This window comes from Deinococcus peraridilitoris DSM 19664 (genome assembly GCF_000317835.1).
Lineage (GTDB): Bacteria > Deinococcota > Deinococci > Deinococcales > Deinococcaceae > Deinococcus_A > Deinococcus_A peraridilitoris.
The window spans coordinates 840,364-860,000 of the sequence record NC_019793.1 but is presented as its reverse complement, the minus strand read 5'-3'; the positions used below and the strand labels follow the sequence as shown (position 1 = coordinate 860,000).

Annotated in this window: 17 protein-coding genes (1 of these 17 running past the window's edge); 10 read left to right on the top strand and 7 right to left on the bottom strand. The window is 65.2% G+C overall.

Annotated elements, in window-relative coordinates:
* A protein-coding gene (gene ilvA / locus DEIPE_RS04160; protein WP_015234732.1) for a threonine ammonia-lyase, biosynthetic crosses the window boundary here: on the bottom strand, positions 1–861 show its 5' portion. 651 nt of this gene lie to the left of the window's left edge; the window shows 861 of its 1,512 coding nt (coding positions 1–861); its start codon is at positions 859–861; the stop codon falls past the left edge of the window.
* Positions 862–904: 43 nt separating this feature from the next.
* Positions 905–2,122 (bottom strand): FAD-dependent oxidoreductase, encoded by a 1,218-nt coding sequence (locus DEIPE_RS04155; protein ID WP_015234731.1) that lies wholly within the window; start codon positions 2,120–2,122, stop codon positions 905–907.
* Positions 2,123–2,253: 131 nt separating this feature from the next.
* Between DEIPE_RS04155 and DEIPE_RS04150 the strand changes: the two genes are divergently transcribed.
* The 6 genes from DEIPE_RS04150 (at position 2,254) to DEIPE_RS04125 (ending at position 8,665) form a co-directional block, all read left to right on the top strand.
* Positions 2,254–3,462: a SpoIID/LytB domain-containing protein gene (locus DEIPE_RS04150; protein WP_157448756.1), complete on the top strand. Its 1,209-nt coding sequence runs from the start codon at positions 2,254–2,256 to the stop codon at positions 3,460–3,462.
* An 86-nt stretch (positions 3,463–3,548) separates the two neighbouring features.
* The gene (locus DEIPE_RS04145; RefSeq protein WP_015234729.1) at positions 3,549–6,200 is read left to right on the top strand and encodes an LPS-assembly protein LptD; all 2,652 of its coding nucleotides are present in this window, start codon (positions 3,549–3,551) and stop codon (positions 6,198–6,200) included.
* Complete coding sequence (locus tag DEIPE_RS04140) at positions 6,200–7,351, top strand: hypothetical protein (RefSeq protein WP_015234728.1); 1,152 nt, start codon at positions 6,200–6,202, stop codon at positions 7,349–7,351. Before DEIPE_RS04145 ends, DEIPE_RS04140 begins: the two co-directional genes overlap by 1 nt.
* A 25-nt stretch (positions 7,352–7,376) precedes the next feature.
* Positions 7,377–7,820 carry a VOC family protein gene (locus DEIPE_RS04135; protein ID WP_015234727.1) on the top strand — a complete coding sequence of 148 codons (444 nt, stop codon included), beginning with the start codon at positions 7,377–7,379 and terminating at the stop codon, positions 7,818–7,820.
* 22 nt (positions 7,821–7,842) lie between these two features.
* Entirely contained in the window at positions 7,843–8,196 is a 354-nt protein-coding gene (locus DEIPE_RS04130; RefSeq protein ID WP_015234726.1) for a VanZ family protein, read from the top strand.
* Positions 8,197–8,263: 67 nt separating this feature from the next.
* Entirely contained in the window at positions 8,264–8,665 is a 402-nt protein-coding gene (locus tag DEIPE_RS04125; RefSeq protein ID WP_015234725.1) for a GNAT family N-acetyltransferase, read from the top strand.
* Between the two features lie 27 nt (positions 8,666–8,692).
* Here DEIPE_RS04125 and csaB read toward each other — a convergent pair whose 3' ends face one another.
* The 4 genes from csaB to DEIPE_RS04105 all read right to left on the bottom strand — a co-directional run bounded on the left by csaB (position 8,693) and on the right by DEIPE_RS04105 (position 13,445).
* Positions 8,693–9,658 (bottom strand): polysaccharide pyruvyl transferase CsaB, encoded by a 966-nt coding sequence (csaB, locus tag DEIPE_RS04120; protein ID WP_015234724.1) that lies wholly within the window; start codon positions 9,656–9,658, stop codon positions 8,693–8,695.
* 143 nt (positions 9,659–9,801) lie between these two features.
* On the bottom strand, positions 9,802–11,655 hold the full coding sequence (locus DEIPE_RS04115; protein ID WP_174311255.1) for a DUF5693 family protein: 1,854 nt from the start codon (positions 11,653–11,655) through the stop codon (positions 9,802–9,804).
* A 75-nt stretch (positions 11,656–11,730) separates the two neighbouring features.
* Positions 11,731–12,390 (bottom strand): uridine kinase, encoded by a 660-nt coding sequence (udk, locus tag DEIPE_RS04110; protein WP_052326764.1) that lies wholly within the window; start codon positions 12,388–12,390, stop codon positions 11,731–11,733.
* An 8-nt stretch (positions 12,391–12,398) separates the two neighbouring features.
* On the bottom strand, positions 12,399–13,445 hold the full coding sequence (locus DEIPE_RS04105; protein WP_015234721.1) for a Leu/Phe/Val dehydrogenase: 1,047 nt from the start codon (positions 13,443–13,445) through the stop codon (positions 12,399–12,401).
* A gap of 332 nt (positions 13,446–13,777) precedes the next feature.
* Between DEIPE_RS04105 and DEIPE_RS04100 the strand changes: the two genes are divergently transcribed.
* Positions 13,778–15,304 (top strand): E3 binding domain-containing protein, encoded by a 1,527-nt coding sequence (locus tag DEIPE_RS04100; RefSeq protein ID WP_083865859.1) that lies wholly within the window; start codon positions 13,778–13,780, stop codon positions 15,302–15,304.
* Positions 15,305–15,445: 141 nt separating this feature from the next.
* Here the strand turns inward: DEIPE_RS04100 and DEIPE_RS04095 are convergent, their stop codons facing one another.
* Entirely contained in the window at positions 15,446–15,715 is a 270-nt protein-coding gene (locus tag DEIPE_RS04095; RefSeq protein WP_015234719.1) for a DUF4242 domain-containing protein, read from the bottom strand.
* A gap of 370 nt (positions 15,716–16,085) precedes the next feature.
* Here DEIPE_RS04095 and DEIPE_RS04090 point away from each other — a divergent pair, with 370 nt between their 5' ends.
* From DEIPE_RS04090 to DEIPE_RS04080, 3 genes are all read left to right on the top strand, one after another.
* On the top strand, positions 16,086–17,300 hold the full coding sequence (locus DEIPE_RS04090; RefSeq protein WP_015234718.1) for an adenylosuccinate synthase: 1,215 nt from the start codon (positions 16,086–16,088) through the stop codon (positions 17,298–17,300).
* Between the two features lie 171 nt (positions 17,301–17,471).
* Positions 17,472–18,134: a GTP cyclohydrolase I FolE gene (folE, locus tag DEIPE_RS04085; RefSeq protein ID WP_015234717.1), complete on the top strand. Its 663-nt coding sequence runs from the start codon at positions 17,472–17,474 to the stop codon at positions 18,132–18,134.
* Positions 18,135–18,504: 370 nt separating this feature from the next.
* Positions 18,505–19,599 (top strand): glycoside hydrolase family 43 protein, encoded by a 1,095-nt coding sequence (locus tag DEIPE_RS04080; RefSeq protein ID WP_015234716.1) that lies wholly within the window; start codon positions 18,505–18,507, stop codon positions 19,597–19,599.
* Positions 19,600–19,637 lie beyond the last annotated feature (38 nt).

The window sequence follows — 19,637 nt, the reverse complement described above, 5'->3', positions numbered from 1 at the left end:
CTTGAGGCCCGCGACGGCGAGCGCACCCGCCGGCTCCATCACCGCGCGGGTGTCTTCGAACACGTCCTTGACGGCCGCGCACACCTCGTCGGTACCGACACGCACGATTTTGCTGACGTAACGGCGCGTCAGGTCGAAGGTGTGGGCGCCCACCTGACGCACGGCCACACCATCCACGAAGATGCCCACCTGATCGAGGCGTACACGTTCCCCGGCCTGCAGGCTCTGAAACATCGCGTCGGAGTCGTCGGGCTCGACGCCGATCACTTCGATGCGTGGATCGAGGCTGCGCAGAAAAACCGCGATGCCAGCGATCAGGCCCCCGCCACCGATGGGAACGAAGACCCGGAAGGGCCGCTCCGGCGCTTGCCGCAGCAACTCCAGCCCGATGGTGCCCTGACCTGCGATGACCAGAGGATCGTCGTAGGGATGCACGAAGGTGAGGCCCCGCTCGCGCTGCAGCTCGAAGGCGTGCGCTTCCGCGTCGCTGTAGCTGTCACCGATCAGGACCACCTCGGCGCCGCGTGACCGCACCGCGCTCACCTTGATTTCCGGGGTGGTCGCGGGCATCACGATCACCGCATGAATCCCGAGATGCTGCGCCGCGAAGGCAACTCCCTGCGCATGGTTGCCGGCCGAGGCGCAGATGACCCCGCAGGCCCGTTCCTCCTGGGAAAGCTGCGCCATCTTGTTGTAAGCGCCGCGCAGCTTGAAAGAAAAAATGGGCTGGGTGTCTTCGCGCTTGAAGAGCACCCGGTTGCCCAAGCGGCTGGACAACTGGGCGGCCGGCTGCAATGGGGTTTCATGCGCCACCTCATAGACACGACTGGTGAGAATGCGCTCCAGATAGCCCTGATCCATGCCCGATGCTATCCACTGGTGTACCGGGTGCCCAGCCGGCCGTCTACACGTCGTGCCAAGGTCGCCCGGCAATTCCTGCCAATTCGTACGCCAGGTCGAGGGCTGTGGGCAGACCCAGGCGGTCACTCTCCAGGCCACCCAGCAGCAGGGTCACGTTGTCGGCCACGTGCCGCCACAGCGGCCATCCTCCGCGCGGCCGGGCTTCCCAGCCGCCCGGCACATCCACCACCGTCTTGCCGAGGTTGAGCGCGCCGCCCTCGAAGGCCGGCCAGTCGGGCAGGGACAGCAGCAGTTCATCGAGAATTTCTCGTCGTACTCCGACGGGAACGCCCGTCAGTCGTCCACCGCACGGCTGGTATTCGGGCGGGTCGCCGCCCGGGGCTGCGGCAGGCAGGACGCGAAAACCACCCTCGCCGGACCGCACGGTGAAACCCGCCCGCGAAATGACCGGAATGCCTGCAGCGGGAGGTAATTCCAAGCGGGGAAATTGAGCGTAAGCCCGGCCATGCGGACAGACCAGGCCGAGATCGCTTTCCAGCAGCGCCGGTCCCTCGCTGCCCGCCGCAACGATCAGGTGGGCACACGGCACGCGCAGGGTCTGCGCGACCACCACCTCCATGCGAGGGGTGATGTCCAGCCGCCTCAGCTCCACTGCGCCTGGATGCAGGCGTGCCTCGGTGTTCAGCAGCAGGTCCGCACCGAGCCGCACCGCACCGTACCCATATGACAGCGCGAGCGAGGTGGCGCTGCCGTAACCGCCCTGCGCATCGAACTGCACCGCGCCAATTCTCGACCAGTCCAGCAGCGTGCCAAGCTGCTCGCGCGCGTCCGGGCTGAACTTGGACAGAAAAGCCTGAGGTTCGAGCAGCGCCAGTCCTTCGCCGTGAAAGTGGTCCTCAGTGTCCTCACTTGCCACATTCAGGGCCCGCGCCCATCCGACAGGCTGGAAACGGGGATCGTGGGGCCGCCGGGTGCCGGTTTCGGCTTCCGGGTCCTGCCATACCTGCCGGGCCCAGGTGGCCTGCGCGAGCTTGCCCGGAGGCAGGTCCGCGGAGTGCCAGACGCCGCGTGCGTGCAGAAGCGCTCCACCTTCGCTGGGAATACCACTTTGTTCGACGATCAACACTCGGGCTTCGGGTATGGCGCGCCGGAGGTAAAAAGCCACCGCCAACCCCAATCGTCCACCCCCGACGATCACGTAGTCGTACGCTCCGCCTGGAAAGGCCTGTCCGACATGGCTGAAGACCTTTCCGGGCTTCACGAAAGACTCCCCTGTGGGAAAAGCGCTGGCATGCTCTCGTTATGGGCGCTGGCCTGATGCACGTCAAGCCGGCTCGTCAGGATAAAAAACTTAAAGACAGCCTTCACGAAATGGTTTATAGTTGCTCCAACATGCGAGTGCGAACTTTGCTCGCGGCGCTGGCGATGTCTGCCCTTTTTGCCGCTCACGCCGTGAACATCCGCGTGCTGGTCAGCAGTGGACCGGGCGTCAGCGTGCGCGTTCCCATCAACGCCGCTGTCACCGGCCTGCCCGCTGCGGGTGTTCCTCCAGTCTCGTACGCCGAGTGGCAGGTGGGACTTCAGGGCTCCAACCTCAGCCTGAACGGGCAGGACAGCGGTTCGCCCAACCTGTACCTGCCGCCCACGCCCGGAAGCGTGGTGGGTATCGGGGGAGGCGAGTACCGCGGTGGCGTCCTGCTGCGCGCCCTCGCGGGCAAGGTCGAGGCCATCAATATTGTCGATCTCGAGGATTACCTGCGTGGTGTCGTACCCGCCGAGATGCCCAGCAGCTGGCCTGCCGAGGCGCTCAAGGCCCAGGCAGTCATCGCGCGCACCTACGCCGTATCCCGTCTCAGTCCGGGAGCAGCCTACGATCTGTGCGCCTCCGAACAGTGCCAGGTATATGGAGGAATCGCCCGCGAAACACCCAGCGCCAACGAGGCGGTCGCGCAGACGCGTGGTTCGGTCATCTCGTTTGCGGGCAAGGCTGCCCGTGCCGTGTTTTCAAGCGACAGCGGAGGCTACACTGCCAGCGCCGGCGAAGTCTGGGGTACTGACTACCCGTACCTGGTGGCGCAGCCCGATCCGCTGTCGCGCAGTCCCAAAAGCGAATGGACCCTCAGCATTCCGCTTGCCCGGGTGGCAGAAGTCGCGCAGCGTTACAACGTGCGTGTCGGCGCGCTGCAGGCCGTCGCCATCACTCGTCTGAGCGCATCGGGTCGACCGCTCGAAGTGACCTTTCAGGGTTCACACGGCCTCGCCCGGATTGCGGGTGCCGAGGCAGGCGGATTCGTACGGGCATTGGGTGCCCACTCGACACGGGTTACGTTTACCGGCACCGACCCGCTGCAGGTCAGCGGTGCCGGATTTGGACACGGGGTCGGGCTGTCGCAGTGGGGTGCCAGCGGACTTGCCTCCCGGCAGTGGAATTACGCGCAGATCCTGGGGTTTTATTACCCCGGGGTGGGCCTCAGTCAGTTGCAGGAAGCCCGCGTCCTGCCGAATGGTGGCAGCGTGATTGCGTTCTCCCGCACGCAGACGCTCGTGAACCTTCGTGAGTCGCTGCCGGCTCTGGCCTGGAGCGGCGCCAGCACAGAGTAAACTGCACTTCCTGATGCCCCCGTGAGGCAGGGCTTCAAATGTGTTTCTTGGACATGCTCACGCGGGCGGGTTAAGCTGAACCCCGCATGCGCTTCATGTTGGTTCTGGCCCGTCTCATGGTGCTCTTCGGCGCGCTTCTCGCGGGCGCGCAGGCGCGCACCATCGAAATCATCTCTGCCGACCGCCTCGAATTGCGGCGCGTCGACAACCAGGAGCTCGTCGTCATCAGTGGAGGCGTCGAGCTGCACCTCGAGCGGGATGTCATTCGGGCCGACCGGGTCGAGTACAACCGTACGCGGCGCACGCTCACCTTGGTGGGCAAGACGTATTACAAAAGCGTCACGCGCGGTCAGGATGGTCAGGAGAGCGAACAGGTCCTGACCGGCGACGGACTGGTCGTGAATCTCGGCACCGAAAACCTCGCCGGGGAAGACGTCATCATCACCACCGCCGACCTGCAGATTCGGGGCGAGCAGGTCGAGCGTGTGCCGGGGCAGCTGCAGGCGAACAACTCGTACTTTACGCCCTGTGCCCGCTGCGGGCGCACGCCGAACGATTACGCCTTCCGGGCCGGCCGAGTCGTGCTGTATCCAGGAGACCGTCTGATCGCTTACGAAGCGACCCTGCTGCTGGCCGACGCTCCGGTGGCTTACCTGCCGATGGTGGTGCTGTTCCTGAACGATCCGGACCGGCAACCCCGTTTCGAGATCGGCCAGGACAGCGTGGACGGCCTTTTTGCGCGTGTCGGGCTGCCTTTCACCATCGGCTCGAACGCGCTGGGGTACACCCTGCTGCGTTACTACCAGAACCGCGCACCCTCGCTGGGTCTGGGAGTCGACCTGTCGGCGTACGACCTGATCTTCGGCGTTCAGCGGCTCGATTTGTACGCGCTGGCTGAGCCGCGCCGGGTGAACGACCCGCTGGGCGGCGGGTACAACTTCGACTTTCGCGTCAACGCCACCGGGCTGTTGCCCTGGGAAGGCACCAAGAACGGGTTGCAATACACGCTCACAGCGGAGCGCCGTGACATCGGTCAGAGTGTGGAGCGCAAGGGCGTCACGGGCGTGGACTTCACCGCCAAAGCCGAGTGGAACGAGCTCGACGCGACCTTCCGCTACACCGGACGCTTCGGCCCGGACCCGGTGGGGCGTCTGAATGAGGTGCTGAGGCGTCCCGAGATCACCCTGGATTTTCAGCCCATCCGCTGGGGTGAACTGTCCGCGGATTTCGCCGTGACTTTCGGTTCGTATACTGCCGCCAGCAACCCGCTCAGCCGTACGGCCCGCGCTGCGGGAGACAACTTCAGCGCCGAGCGCTTGCTGGAGACCCACAACATCACCTATGAAACCCGCCCCTGGAGCGGCGCGACCTTCAGCGTGCGCAACACGTTCACCGGTCAGTACTACTCGACTGGTGCGCGGGTCGTGAACCTCGACGTGAACACCACCCTGCGCCAGGAAGTCACCCCGGACACCAGCTTCAGCGTGCGTTACGACTACGCTCGTCAGGAAGGAACTTCACCGTTCGAATTCGACCGGGTGGGGAGTCGCCGTCTGAGCGGCGTGCTGCGCCTGAACGCCACCACCCGGCTGGCGCCCTGGCTGCAGCTGGAAGCCGAGCAGGCTTATGACTTCGTGCAGCCCGCCGACAACCAGGAGCCTGCACGGGTCGCCGTTACGGCCAATCCCAATCCGGTCGATCTGCGCGGCAACGTGCAATATGATTTTTTCCTGAGGCGCCTGGAGAACTGGGACGCCCGGCTGAACGTCGGCGGCGGGGTGGGCGTGACGTTCGGCCTGAGTACCAGCTTCAATTACCTCAATGGATACCAGCCGCTCGTGGGCACGCTGGGCTACATCAATCCCGACCGCAGCGCCGACGCCAGCTTCACGGCGACCTACAACCTGCAGCAGGGCCACCTGCAGTCCGTGCGGGCGCAGGTGAACGGCATCGCGACCGAGGACGCCATCCTGAACCCTATCCGCATGAGCGTCGATCAGACCTTCTCGACCCAGAACCCGCGTATTCAGGGCTCGCAAAGCCTGACCTGGCGCGGCACCACCCTGAGTTCCAGCCACGATTTTCTGCTGCCCGACGCGGTGGTGGAAAGCGAGGACCCTCTTGAAGGCCAGGGAAACCTGAACTTTGCCCTCAGCAGCCCGCAGGGCGGGGCCACCAGCTGGTCGGTGCAGTACGGCGGGCGTTACAGCCTGACGCGCGGTGGCTGGAACACGCCCACCCTGACCGGTACCTACAGCAGCACCTCGCCCGGGCAGCGGCTGGTGCTGAACACCACCCTCAACATGCCAGGACTCGACCGCGCTTACCTCGATGTGGCCAACGCCAGCGCCAACGCCCAGTTCGACGTGTCACCGCGCATCGGACTCGCGGGTGAGGTACGTTTCGCCCGGACCCGCAGCGGCGCCGCGATCACCGACACCCTGAGTTTCCGTCCTTTCGGTGTGACCTTCGCGCTGGGCCCGATCGAGCGGCCCGAGGCGTACTTCAGCGTGATCCTCGATCAGAGTTTTACCTTCTCGCCGACGGCCACGCCGCAGCCCCTCAAGCCGATCTTCCGTCTGAACGTGGACCGCTGCTGCTGGACCTTTGGCGCCGAACTCAACCCGGTCGAGCAGCGGGTACGGCTCTCGCTTTCCGTTCCGCTGGGCGGCGGACAGAACATCGACGTCACCAACAACGGTGTGCGCCTGCCCGGCCTCACCACCGGAGGAAACTGATGCCCGTTCCGAATCCCTTACGGCGCTTGGCCACCGTGGCGCTGTGCGCCGCCCTGACCGCCTGCACTGGCACCGAAGAGTCGGGCCGGGCCTTTAATGTGGTCGTGCAGGACGGCGAAACGACCTTGCGGCTGGTTGGCGTGCAGGACACCGGGGCCCCGTCGGCCTCGGCGCCCGTCACCACGGCGTCGCGCGTCACCGACCTCGCCACCGTGGAAGCGGGATTCCTGCTGGGGGTTGCCTTCACGGACCGGCTGGAGTTGCGCGGCGCGAACGCCACGACGCCCGTTCGGACCATTGGCGCCGTGGTGCCCGCTGGAACGCCCGGCGCCAGCCCGGCGCCCGACTACAACCGGAACGGCCTACCGGATTACGTGCCCTGCTACCGTCAGGTCGAGCCGAACCAGAGTGGAACTCGCCTGGCGTTGTTCTCGGACATTGGCGCGAACAACGACCTGGGGTGCCCGGCAGGAGCGCGTGAGCAATGGGTGGCACTGTACGCATCAAGCGGCACTCTGCTGTTCAATGCGCTTCTTCCCGCGCCGCTCACGACCGATCCACGAGACGTCCATCTGGCCGTGTTGGGCGAGGATCTGTTCGTCGCGCGCAGATCCGGCGCGCTGGAGGTCAGCGAAATCGACCGGATTCGTGCGGACGGCAACCCCAACGACGGCGTCGTCCGCGCGCAGGTGGACGTGCTGAATACCAGTACTCCCCTCATTCGTGATCTCGCGGTCCTGGGAAGTACCCTCTACGCCGCCACGGAAGCGGGAGTGCGGACCGTGGCGGCTTCCGGTGTGCTGGGTGACCCTGTAGCGGGGTTCACGGAGCGCGCGGACCGCTTGTGGACCGCCCAGGGCATCCTGGCTGCCTGGAACGGTAATCCGACTGGCAGCACCGGCACGCTCACGCTGCGTTACCGGAGTGGCGACGACTTTACCAGTACCCTGGTCCTGACCAGCACCTCCCTGCAGAACCTGCGTGACGTGGTCATCGGACCGGATGGTTACCTCTACGTCATTTTGCCCGGCAGCGTGCAGCGCTACGACCTGAGCGGCTTCTCGCGCGGCAACATCCGCACGCCTTCACCCGAAGCGGTGTCCTCGGGGCTGCAGGGCGATGCGCGTGCGGCCGCCTACGTGGTTCCCTGAGCTTCGCCTACGGCACAATGCTTTTATGACCGACCTTCTGCTCGATCACGTCGCCATCGCCACGCCTGACCTCGAGGTGGGCAGCGCTCCCTATCTCGCGCTGGGCCTCGCGCCCGAAGGTCCCGACGAGGAGGTCGGGTCGCAGGGAGTGCGGGTGCGGGCCTTCATGGTGGGCGCGAGCCTGGTAGAACTGCTGATGCCGACCCGCCCGGACAGCCCGGTCGCGGTGTTTCTGGAAAAGCGCGGTCCCGGGCTGCATCACCTCGCTTTTCGGGTGGAGCAGCTGGAAGCGCAGATCGAGCGTCTGCGCCATGAAGGCGCCGTGCTGCTGAGCGATACGCCGCGTCCGGGCCGCGCCGGCACGCGGGTGGTCTTCGCGCATCCCCGCTGGGGCGCCGGCACGCTGATCGAGCTGGTCGAGCATCCTGCCGAGCCCTGCGCGCCTGAGCGCCCTCAGAGCGTGCATTGACTGCCCGGTCGAGGAGCGGGCAGTGAGAACGTGGTGGCTGCTGGCCCTGGTGCACATGGCCGTAATTTTTGTCTTCTCGGCCCAGAGCGGTGAGGGCGTGGGAATTCCGGCGCCCTGGGACAAGCTGGCGCACGCCCTGGAGTACGCGCTGCTGGGCTTTCTGCTGGCGAGGGCCACCGGAAGCTGGCGCGCCGCCTGGGTGATTGCCGCCCTGTACGGCGCGAGTGATGAAATTCATCAGGCTTTCGTACCGATGCGCTCTGCGGGCCTGGACGACTGGCTGGCAGACCTGTCCGGGGCGTTCGTGGGGGCGTGCCTGGGCGCCGGACGGTGGCCAAAAAGGGCGCACCGTCACCACAACAGCGCGCGAAGCTGATGATCCGGGGCGCCGCGTAGCAGCAATGGCCGATGTTACGCGGGCGCATCTATGGCAAGCTGCGCTGATGATCCGGTACATCAGCGCCCTCGACGACATCGGCGCCGGCCAGCTGCAGGGGTTTTTCGTCGGCTGGCCCCGTCCTCCTGCGCCCGAGACGTTCCTGCGCTTGCTGCAGGGCAGCTACCGGGTGATTCTGGCCGTGGACGGAAAGCGGGTGGTGGGCTTCATTCAGGCCATCAGCGACGGTGTGCTGAGCGCTTACATTCCCTTGCTGGAAGTGCTGCCCGAGTACCAGGGGCGGGGTGTTGGCTCAGAGCTGGTGCGCCGGATGCTGGAAGAACTGTCAGACCTGTACATGGTGGACGTCATGTGCGATCCGGAAACACAGCCGTTTTACGCGCGCCTGGGCATGCAGCGCGCTGTGGGCCTGATCGTGCGCAACTACGACCGGCAATCGGGAACATAACCCAGGGTTTCTTAAAAGGTAGCACGATCAGCGTGCGAGTGCCCAATCGAAACTGTCCTTCGCGCGCTGTTTCATGGCACCCACGGCGTGCCAGTCCACCGAGCGGCCCGCCAGTATTTCCTGGCCCAGCCAAGCCGGGTCGAAGTCGGTCGTGACGGCGAGCGCACCGGCGTCGGCGCAGAAACCCGCCACCTTGGGATCGTAGCTCACCCCCGCGAAGGGCACACCTGCCGCTGCCGCGAGAATCACGGCGTGCAGGCGAACACCAACCACGAAGCCCGCGCCGGCGATGGCGTCCAGCGCCGTCTGCGGATCGCTCGTCGAGATCACCTCACCACCGATCAGCCGCGCCTCCTGGTCGTCATGCGGCGGGTGAAAGCTCAGGCAGACGACTTCGCGTCCGGCCGAGCGCAGCGCGCGCGCCAGCTCGGCCAGCCGCTCGGTCGCTCCGCGCTCGCCTGCCCGTGGAGCGAGAATCACGCGGTTTTCATGCCGCGTTCCTTCTGAGGCCCGCAGCAGCAGCGCCGGGTCGCCGCCGAGACGTGCCTGCACGCCCAGCTGTGAAAGGGTGTCCAGGCTGAGGCGGTCGCGCACGATGGCCGGCACCGCCCGCAGGGCCGCCGCGACCCGTTTGCCGCCGACCGGGCTGAGCGGTCCGATGCTCTGGTTGAACACGACTGTCCTCTTGCCCAGCAGACGTGCGAGGCGAATCACAGCAAGGTAATAGGTCAGCGTGCGTGACGAGGTACGGTCCTGCAGCAGGCCACCGCCGCCTGAGAGAACCACGTCCGCGCTCAGCACAGCCTTCAGCACGTTCAGGAGCCGCATGCGGTGAGCGCTGGCCACACCGAAGGCGCGCGCCGTCTCCTCGGGCGTGGCGGACAGGACGTTCACGCTGTGTCCGCGTGTGCTCAGTTCGCGGGTGATGGCCAGGGCGATGGCTTCGTCACCGGTGTTGTGAAAGCCGTAGTAGCCGCTCAGCAGAATCTTCATTCGCGCTCAATGGTAATCGAAAGTGACGGGCAGTGCTCGCGCTGGCCTGAAATCGTGGGCCGGGGCGCAGCATCAACGCTCCATGGCGAAGCGGAGGCGTCTTTCTCGCCTCCGCTTCGGTCAGCTGCTCGGGTGGCCCAGTCTCAATCCGTGCCCTTGACAGCCTGGGAGCGCGTAGGAGGCCTCAAGGTGTCGGCGCTTTTCGGGCCGCCACGCATGACCTTGATGCCCCAGGCCAGCAGCGGAAGCAGCACGAAGCCGATCAGGCCGCCGATGGCGACACCGTTGACGACGCGTTGCAAAGAAATCAGCAGGGGCGTGTGAAAGTGCGCGAAAGTGTTCAGCACGCTGGCCTGCGCGACGACACCGCCCATCAACAGCAGGGAAGTGAAGTAGGGCGGCAACCGACCCGAGAGACCCAGGATGGCAAGCGGGTGCCCGACAATTTCCTTGAAGCGTGGCCGGATCAAATTGTCCTGCAGCAGGGCACGCACGCGCGTCTCGGCGTCGCTGACGCCCACGGCAGGCGTGTTGCCACGACGCAGCACCATCAGGGCAATGGCCGCGAGTGCCACCACAATGATGGCGACATCACCGAGCCGCAGCGGGTAGTGGTAGAGGTCGCTGAGGGTCTTACGGATGTCCTGACGGGGCAGCAGGCTCAGCGCGAACAGGCCGAGCGGCATGATCAGGGTGAGGCTCACGCCACGAAATGGATCGAGGCCCAGCATCGACAGGCGGTCGGCGCCCAACGCCGCCACGAAGGCCACGCCCATGAGGCTGAAACCGGTGGCAATCAGCCAGTCGGTCGGTCGGTGGCGACGCATCACGAAGCCCAGCGCCGGAAAGACCACGGCGGCGAGCAGGGCGCCCGCTCCCAGCGGCGACTTGAGGTTGACGACCACCACGAGTGCCACGGTGCCGAGCGCGATCAGCATCCCCAGGCGCGTGAGCGGATAGCTCAAAGCGAGCAGGGCCAGCGCGATCAGCGGGCCGAAAAGAGACAACACGCGCAGGGTACCGTTGGGTGAGTAGTCCGCCACCGCGGGGGCGCCGATGCTGATGTCGGCGCGGTCGAGGCCGCCTTTCACGCGCGTCAGGAAATCACGGGTGTCGTCAACGGTCTGAAAGGGCCGCACGAACAGCAGCCGGTGACTGCGTTCGCGCGCGGCCAGCACGAATTTGCTGGCCAGTTCGTCGGGCCTCAGCAATTCCTGCCACTCGGGGCGAATCGAGAACATGCGGATGGCCGGACGGTTTTCGATCAGGGCCGCCATGCCCTTTTGCGGGTTCATCTCGATGATGGCGGGAACGCGCGCACCCAGGCGCTCATCGACCAGTTTCAGGCGCTCAGGACTGTCGGCGCCGACGACCTTGAGACCATTGAAGGCGATGAAGGGTACGTCGGGCCAGTCGGAGGCCACGTCACGCGCTGCAGTGGAATCGTAAGGCCGGTATACCACCTGAAAGCCCCCGGCTTTGAGCGAGTCGATCAGGCGGATGTTGGGTCCGGCGGCCAGTCCGGTGATGTCCACCGGCCAGCCGATCCACTGTTTTCCTTCGAGCTCGACGTTGCGGGTCCGGTAGACGTAGCGCTCGCGGATGGCTTCGGCCGCGCCCGGCTGTACCGAACGCAGGTAGGTCCAGCTGGGATCAAAGCCCTTGCCGGGAAAGTCGGCGTAGAGTTCGGCGCCCGTGCGCGCGATGATTTCCCCGCGCGCGATGCGGGTCTGCACGGTTTCCTCCATCAGCGCGACGCCGTTGACTCCCAGAGCGCGATACTCGGCCAGCAGTTCACCGCTGTCGCGGCCCAGGCCGCGCGCCTGAGACACCAGGGCGGCGTAGTCCATCACGATCGCCACGGTGCGGGAGTTCTGTTCGTAGCGAACGCGCGACCAGCCCAACAGCAACGCCGGAATAAGGCTCACGAGCAGCAGGGTCAGTAAAAGTCGGCGCGCGAGGCGCAGCGGGGCAGGTGAGGGTGGTGACGACAACACGGCCTCAGTATCGCCGATTCTGCCGTGGGAGTGATTGGAGTTCAACGCGGCGCACGGTCCACCGGCCTGCCCCTGTCAGGCGGTGCCCGGCAGCGTGGCCCGAATGCGCGCGGTCAGCATGTCCAGGGCCGGTTCGTTCATGCCGCCGTGCGGAATGATGACGTCTGCATAGCGCTTGGTGGGCTCGACAAATTGCAGGTGCATCGGACGGACGTAGTCGAGGTACTGCTGAATGACACTGTCGGGCGTGCGGCCACGCTCGCTGGTGTCTCTCAGGAAGCGTCGGATGAAGCGCACGTCCGCGTCGGCGTCCACGAAGACCTTGAGATGCATCCTGTCGCGCAGCCGGGCGTCGTACAGGGCAAAGAAGCCCTCCAGTACCACCACCGGCGCGGGCAGCACCGTCTGGGTCCGCGCTGCGCGGGTGTGCTGCGTGAAGTCGTAGGTGGGCATCTCGATGGGCACCCCGCTCGTGAGGGCGTCGAGGTGGGCGAGCAGCAGTTCCCAGTCGAAGGCGGCCGGATGGTCATAGTTGGTGCCCAGGCGCGCATCGAAGGGAATGTCGCTCTGATCGCGGTAGTAGTTGTCCTGGTTCAGCACGGCGGCCCCCGCGGCCCCGACAGTGCTCACCACCCGCAGGGTGACGGTGGTCTTGCCGCTGCCGCTGCCGCCGGCCACGCCGATCACGAAGGGTTCTTTGGCAGTGCCAGCCGAGGGAAAATGGAGATCGGTCATGGTGTCGCTCATCGTTCGTTGCTCATGCTGCCAAGCGAGCCGATGAGACGGATGCGGTGGGCGGCCAGTTCACGCGCCACCTCGTGAGGCGCGCGTCCGGTGCGGCTCGACTGCAAGTTGAGGTGCAGCACGTTCTGATAGACGCGCTCGGCAGCCTCCTCGGCACTTGCGCCGCTGGAAGCGGCGATCAGACCGGCGGCGTTGATCGCAAAGTCGGGAATGTACACGATGCCGGCTTCTTTCAGCAGGGCCTGACCTCGCGGGGTCAGGGGATTGTGCTCGCCGCCCGCAATCATCTTGGCTTGCAGCCGGGGCACGTTCGGGCTACGAATGGAGTGCCCGAAGCCGCACGGCGAAAAGATGTCGCAGGGCGCGTCGAAAATGGCGTCTGCGTTGGTGACGGTGATGGGCCCTTCGAGGTCCTCGGCCAGAAGCGCCGCTTTTTCGGGTTTCAGGTCGGCCACGGTGATTTTGGCTCCCTCCCGCAACAGGTGGGTGGCGAGCGCGCGGCCCACCGAGCCCGCACCGAGAATGGCGACCCGCACTCCGCGCATGCTTTCACCACCCAGGTGGTAGCGGGCAGCGGCTTTCATGCCCCGGTATACCCCGTAAGCCGTGACCGCGGGCGTGTCGGTGTTCATGCCCAGCGTGTGCGAGGTTTCCTGGGCAGCGTAGGCGATGTCGTTGCCCACGACCCCGACATCTTCGGTCAGCACGAGGCGACCACCGAGCAGCCGGACCTGACGGCCAAGGGCGCGAAAGAGGGCCTCTCGGCCGTGCAACTCGAAATCTCCGCCTTCCGGAGCGAGCAGAATGCAGGCACCGCCGCCCAGATTGAGGCCAGCGAGGGCGGCTTTGTAGGTCAGTGATTCGCTGAGGGCGAGTGCGTCGCGAAGCGCCCGGTCTTCTTCGTAAGGCATCAGGCGGCAGCCTGCGATGGCCGGACCGAGCACACTGGAGTGCACGGCGATCACGGCGCGCAGACCGCTGGGCGCGTGGTGCACCACTGTGACCTGTTCGTGCCCGCGCGCCTGGATTTCTTGAAACATCAGCATGTCGACCTATTATCGCCATGTCTGGCCAGGGACGGCGAGATGAGCGTTCAAATCAAGCCGTACGCGGACCCGTTTGCCCGGATGAGAACGCGCGATGCGCTGCACGACGCAGAAAATCGACGGCGCTGCAGAAGATGTACTGCAGCCAGACCACTCTCATAAAGAGTTTGTCAGAAACGTGTAATACCCCTGCCTCATAAAATGCGTGCAGGGCGTAGAAACATGAGAAAATGTTCTAGCACGACCATTGTGAACCGGAATCTCGGCGCTTCCTATGCCTCTCAGGGCGGAACCGGCAGGGCTGCACAGCAATGGGAACGAAAGGGGAAGGCATGGAGATGATTGCTCCGCTGGCAAAAGTGCTGGCAGAAGCCAACGGGATCGACTGGCGCCACATCAATGGCACCGGTCAGAGCGGCCTGGTTGTCGAAGAGGACATTCTGGCGTACCTCGCACGGATCATGACCGGTGAGGAAGAGCCACCCGCGACACCTGTAGACGCGCCGCCGCCCGACTGGAACGGGGAAATGCCCAGCATGCACACGCTGGCCGCCGCCGGTGTGGACAGCGACATTGCCGACTTCGTGGCAAGTGCGCGCGTAGAAAACGCGGACCCCACCGTCGCGGACCTGGGGATCGCAGACCTGGCAAGTGCCGACTTTGGCGCCGACGCCATGGACTTTGAACTCGAACTCGACGAAGACGACCAGTTCGACTCGCCCGTTACGCGCGATCCGGAGGACATGGCCAACACGCCACGTGACGCCGATTACGCGGGTGCCGAAACGCTGGAAACTCCGGGCGGCACTGACCTGCCTATCACCCCCGGTCCGCTCAATCCCGGCATGCCCGCCCGCCCCCTCACCGAGCCCGCAACCCAGCCCACACCCGGCTACGTCGACCCGGCTCAGGACGCCCCGGCGCATCAGCCCAGCGATTCGGACTTCGGTTTGCCGCAGGACGCCCCCACTCCCGAGGAAACCCCGCAGGATGAAGCGCAGGACGAAGGGCGCTCGGGCTGGCACGATCAGCAACCCGAGGAGCAGCGCACCGAAGCCGCGCCGCAGACCACTTCGAGCATGACCGGCGGCCTGCTGTCGAGCCTCTACAGCAAACCCGCGCAGGCGGAACCCGCTCAAAGCGAGCCTGCCCAGGCCTCTCAGCCGGATTTCGCCGACACACCCGAATTCGAAGAGCCCGAGCAGCCGCCGGTGGCTGCAACTCACCTCGAACCGACGGTTGTCCAGGAAGCGGTGAGCACGCCCGACGTACAGCCGGAACCCATGCAGCCGCAGGTCGTTGAGCCGACTGTCGTCACGCCTCCCGTTCAGCCCCAGGCAACCGCGCCCACTTCGGCGGTGTACGCAGAGGAGCTCGCCGCGCCCACCGCGCAGCGTTATGCCACCTTGCGCCTGTCCTTCGACGCCTCGGCGCTTTCTTCGGCCCGGACGCACCTCGCCGAGCACTTCGAGCGCCCGGCCCCCCTCTCGGTCTTCGTTGCACGCGCCGCCTCCCGCCGCATCGACCTGCTGAAGTTGCAAAGCGTCGGCGTGTACGGCGTCGGTGACGAAGTGCTGCCCGTGGCCACCCCCAACCTGACAGCCGACTTCCGTGCGGCAGTTGACGACCTGCACGGCGCCGAAGGTGGCCAGCTCAGTGACCTGATGGTCGTTGACGCCGGTGAACTGGGCCTCGATGAATTGCAGCTGCCCGCGGGCGACCTCACGCTCTCGCTTGGCCGGATCCGTGACGGCAGCGCCACGCTGACCCTCACCGGCCCCGTGTCGGTGCGGTCGGGTGCCAGCTTCCTGCAGGGTGTAGCGGAGCTGCTCGAAACTCCCATCCGTCTGATGCTCTGACGTGACTTCCGAGGGACTGAGATCATCTCAGTCCCTCGGCGCGCGGTGACGGCGAACGGTCTGCCGCTCTGTCTCGACCGTGCCGCTGGAGACTCACTGCAGAGGAACATCCGCCCCGGCGGATGTTCCTCTGCAACTTTTTCAGCTTCGCGGCGCCAGATCGTGTGCTTCGACCACACGCTCATAGGGAATGCCCGCTTCATCGTTCACGCGGCGGACGTCATCCGGGCTTTCTGCCTCGAACAGGCACATGCAGCGGTCGTCCCCGGGGACATACATGCTGCGCAGGTACTTCACGGGGCGCCCTTGCTCCGTGGAGTCCTGACTCTTCTGGATGGCGGCCTGCTGTGCGCCGGCCAGCTGATCCATCGTGATTCCCGGAAGATTGCGGTCGGCCATGAACACTTTCATATGCCCTCCTTCTCGGGTCGGTCTCACCAGTGGCTCCATCCGCTTCAGGTGACCGTATGCAGAGTTGTGGTGTTGCGAGGCAAAGCGGACTTCAGCGCCTCCCGATTCAGCTTGAGAGTACCATTCCTCGTGCCCGACAGGTGTAGGGCGTGTTTCAGATCGTTGAGCGGCCACGAGGGGTCCTGACAATCTGAAACACGTCAAATTGTTTCGGGTAGACGTGTCGCTTTCTGCCGTGTCTTTCTTGCTAGGCTGGGGCACGGTGCCGCGCACCGTGCTTTTTTTTGACTTGGCCAAGCGCCCGGTCAAGGCACCGTTTCCAGGAGCCCGCAGGCTGGCTGGATCACCGCGCGGCGACGGAGGGACACACATGCCGGGAATCGCGATTATTGGCGCGCAGTGGGGCGATGAGGGAAAAGGGAAGATCACGGATTTTCTCGCGCCGAAAGCAGATTTCGTGGTGCGCTACCAGGGGGGTGCCAACGCCGGGCACACGGTCAACGCCCGCGGAAAGACCTTCAAGCTGAACCTGCTGCCCAGCGGTGTGCTGCACGAGGGCGTGGTGAGCGTGCTGGGTGACGGCATGGTCATCGATCCCTGGAAGTTTCTGGAAGAGCGTGACAGCCTGCTGGCCGCGGGCCTCAGTCCCGATCTGCGGATCAGCGACCGGGCGCACCTGGTGCTGCCACACCACAAGTACGTGGACGGACGCAAGGATTTCGTGGGCACCACGGGACGCGGTATCGGCCCGGCCTACGCGGACCGCGCCCGGCGTGTGGGCCTGCGCTTCGGTGACCTGCAGGACGAAGCGACACTCCTCGGGTGTCTGGAGCGCCTGATGGAAGCCAAGCCCAACAGCACCCGTGATGCCGGCTGGAGCGATCCGCAGGCAGCGCTCGCCAGCCTCGCCCAGATGCGTGAAAAGCTGCTGCCCTTTGTGGCCGACACCGGCGCGCAGCTGCGCGCTGCCATCAAGGAGGGCCGCAACGTGCTGTTCGAGGGCGCGCAGGCCACGCTGCTCGACCTGAACTACGGCACCTACCCCTTCGTGACTTCCAGTCATCCGACGGTGGGTGGAGTGCTCGTGGGTGCGGGTGTCAGCCACAAGGCGCTGGGCAAGGTCTACGGCGTCGCCAAGGCCTTCAACACCCGCGTCGGGCACGGCCCGTTTGCGACCGAAGTGTTCGGCGACATGGAGCTGCGTCTGCGCGGTGACGGTTCGCAGCCCTGGGACGAGTACGGCACGACCACCGGTCGGGCACGCCGGGTCGGCTGGCTGGACCTCGAACTGCTGCGCTACGCGGTCGACGTCAACGGTTTTGACGGTCTGGTCATCAACAAGATGGACGTGCTGGCCGGTTTGGAAACGGTCAAGGTCTGCGTGCGCTACAACGCGGCGGGCGAGCCCGAGTTCCGCGAGATGCCCGGCTGGAGCAGCACGGAGGGCGTGACCTCACGAGATGGCCTGCCGAAAGAAGCCCAGGCCTACCTTGACCTGATCGAGCAGGAGACCGGTTGCCCGGTGGTAATTTTCTCATGCGGTCCGGAGCGCGAGAAAACCTTCGGTGCGGTCGACTGGGCCTGAGACGACAGAGCTCGACGCGGAGGTCAGACTCGCGCTGTTCGCCGCGACGCGCCGACCTGCGCCAGCTGAGGTTCTCCCTCTGGCATAACGGTGACAGTTCCCCCTGCCGGGCCCGCCTAGACTTTCCCTTAATAAAGACGCCGCCCAACGCTGGGCGCCACGGGAGGGCGCATGCCAACGGACAACGCTCAGCTGATAGGACAAACCGAAGTGGACGACCTGGAACAGCTTCAAGACAGCGACACCTTGCCCGAGGAGCTCATCAAGACGCCCGGGCTGGCGCAGCTGACGCACGAGTGGCTGGGCCTCATCGGGGAAGACCCCCAGCGCGAGGGTCTGCTGAAAACACCGCAACGGGTCGAAAAGGCCTGGCATTACCTGACTGCCGGTTACCGCATGGAGCTGGCGGACGTCTCGAATGGGGCCGTCTTCGAGGCCGAAGGAAGTGAGATGGTCGTGGTGAAGGACATCGAGTTCTACTCGATGTGCGAGCACCACATGCTGCCCTTTTTCGGGCGGGCGCACATCGGCTACATCCCAGAGCGCAAGATTCTGGGCCTCAGCAAGTTCGCCCGCATCACCGACATGTTCGCCCGGCGCCTGCAGGTGCAAGAGCGCATCACCACCCAGATCGCCCAGGCAGTGCAGGAGCTGCTCGAACCGAAGGGGGTGGCCGTGGTGCTGGAAGGCGTTCACCTGTGCATGGCCATGCGTGGCGTCGAGAAGCAGCACTCTTCGACCACCACTTCTGCCATGCGCGGCGCATTCCGTGAAGACGCCCGTACGCGGGCCGAATTCATGCAGGCCATTCAGAAGCGGGCCGTGTCCCTGTAACGGCGACTTACGTAATTTGTCAAGCGGCGCAGCGGTATGCTGCGCCGCTTCGTTTGCCACGGAAATATGGATATCCCTATTTATGCAGGCGGCGCCGGGCTTTGGGAACATGCCTGTGCTGTGGGAGAGCTCGTTGGAGCCACGGCGCCCGGTACGCGATGGTGGTTGGTGGTTTGGTTAAGCCAACATCAATGGACACGACACGGCACGGCTGGGTACTGTTGGCCAAGTTCGAAAGAAAAGAAAATATAGAAAAAATCACAAGGGGGTCATCCGTCTGCCGAACGGGGGTGTGCTGCGCCCGTTGCTGATTCCGTGCGTCGCCTGACGCTGGTGTTGTACGTCGCCTGAGCGTGACCGAAGGAGAGTTATGAACGTACGTCAGTCTGTGCTGGGCCTGATTCTGGGCGCGACCTTTGTTTCCTGTGCGCAGGATCAACAGCTCGCGGTCACTCCACCACCGAGTCTGCTGGGCGGGCACGAACAGCTTTTGCGGCCTCTGGGACAGCTCAGCATCAAGAATGCCGATCCCAGCGTCATCCGCGTGGGCAGCACCTACGTGTCGACCGAGGTGAGTGGAGGACGACTCTACGTGCGTCAGGCCAGCTCGATCGGCGGTCTGGCGAGCGCCACGGCGAGGCAGGTCTGGGGCAACCCGAACGGGTGGGCCGAAGTGTGGGCTCCCGACATCGTCCTTGACCACGGGGTGTACTACATCTACTTCACGGCGGGGGCGGGCAGCGCACACCGCATGTATGTGATCAGCTCGGGCAGTGCCGATTCGGGCTACTCGTCGGCGCAGCTGCTTGCGTTGCCGGACAACAAGTGGGCCATCGACGGCGTCTCGTTTCTCTGGAACGGCGGGCGCTACTTCGTGTGGTCGGGCTGGCAGGGCGACACCAACGTCGAGCAGAACATCTACATGGCCCGGATGTCCAGCCCGACCTCGGTGAGCGGGGCGCGTTACATCATCTCGCAGCCGCGTGAATGGTGGGAGCGCAACGACTCGCCCTACATCAACGAGGGTCCGCAGCCCATCAAGGATCCGAACGGACAGCTGCATATCGTGTACTCCGCCAACGGCAGCTGGGGTGAGAACTACTGTCTGGCCGACCTGCGCCTGCGCGCCGGCGGTGACCTGACCTACGTCTGGGACTACTACAAGTCCAACGGCTGCCTGTTCGGCTTCAAGCAGAACCTGATGATGAATGGCTGGGACTCGACGCTGTACGCCAAGGGCGTCGGGCACCACTCGTTCGGGTTGCTCTATGGGGACATCGCCTACAGCCCGGCGGCGGGCACACGCGCACCCTTTGCCTATCACGGCGTGCCGAAAAACGATTACCCCAATCCTTTCTGGAACGGCCGCTACTGGTACGAGGGCAGCTACATGTGGTGGGGCAACACCACCTACACCCGCGGAACGGCCAGCAACACCGGCTACAGCCTCAAGTTCTTCGAGTGACCGTTCTTCCAGCAACAGTTTCCCAGTGATGGGCGCGC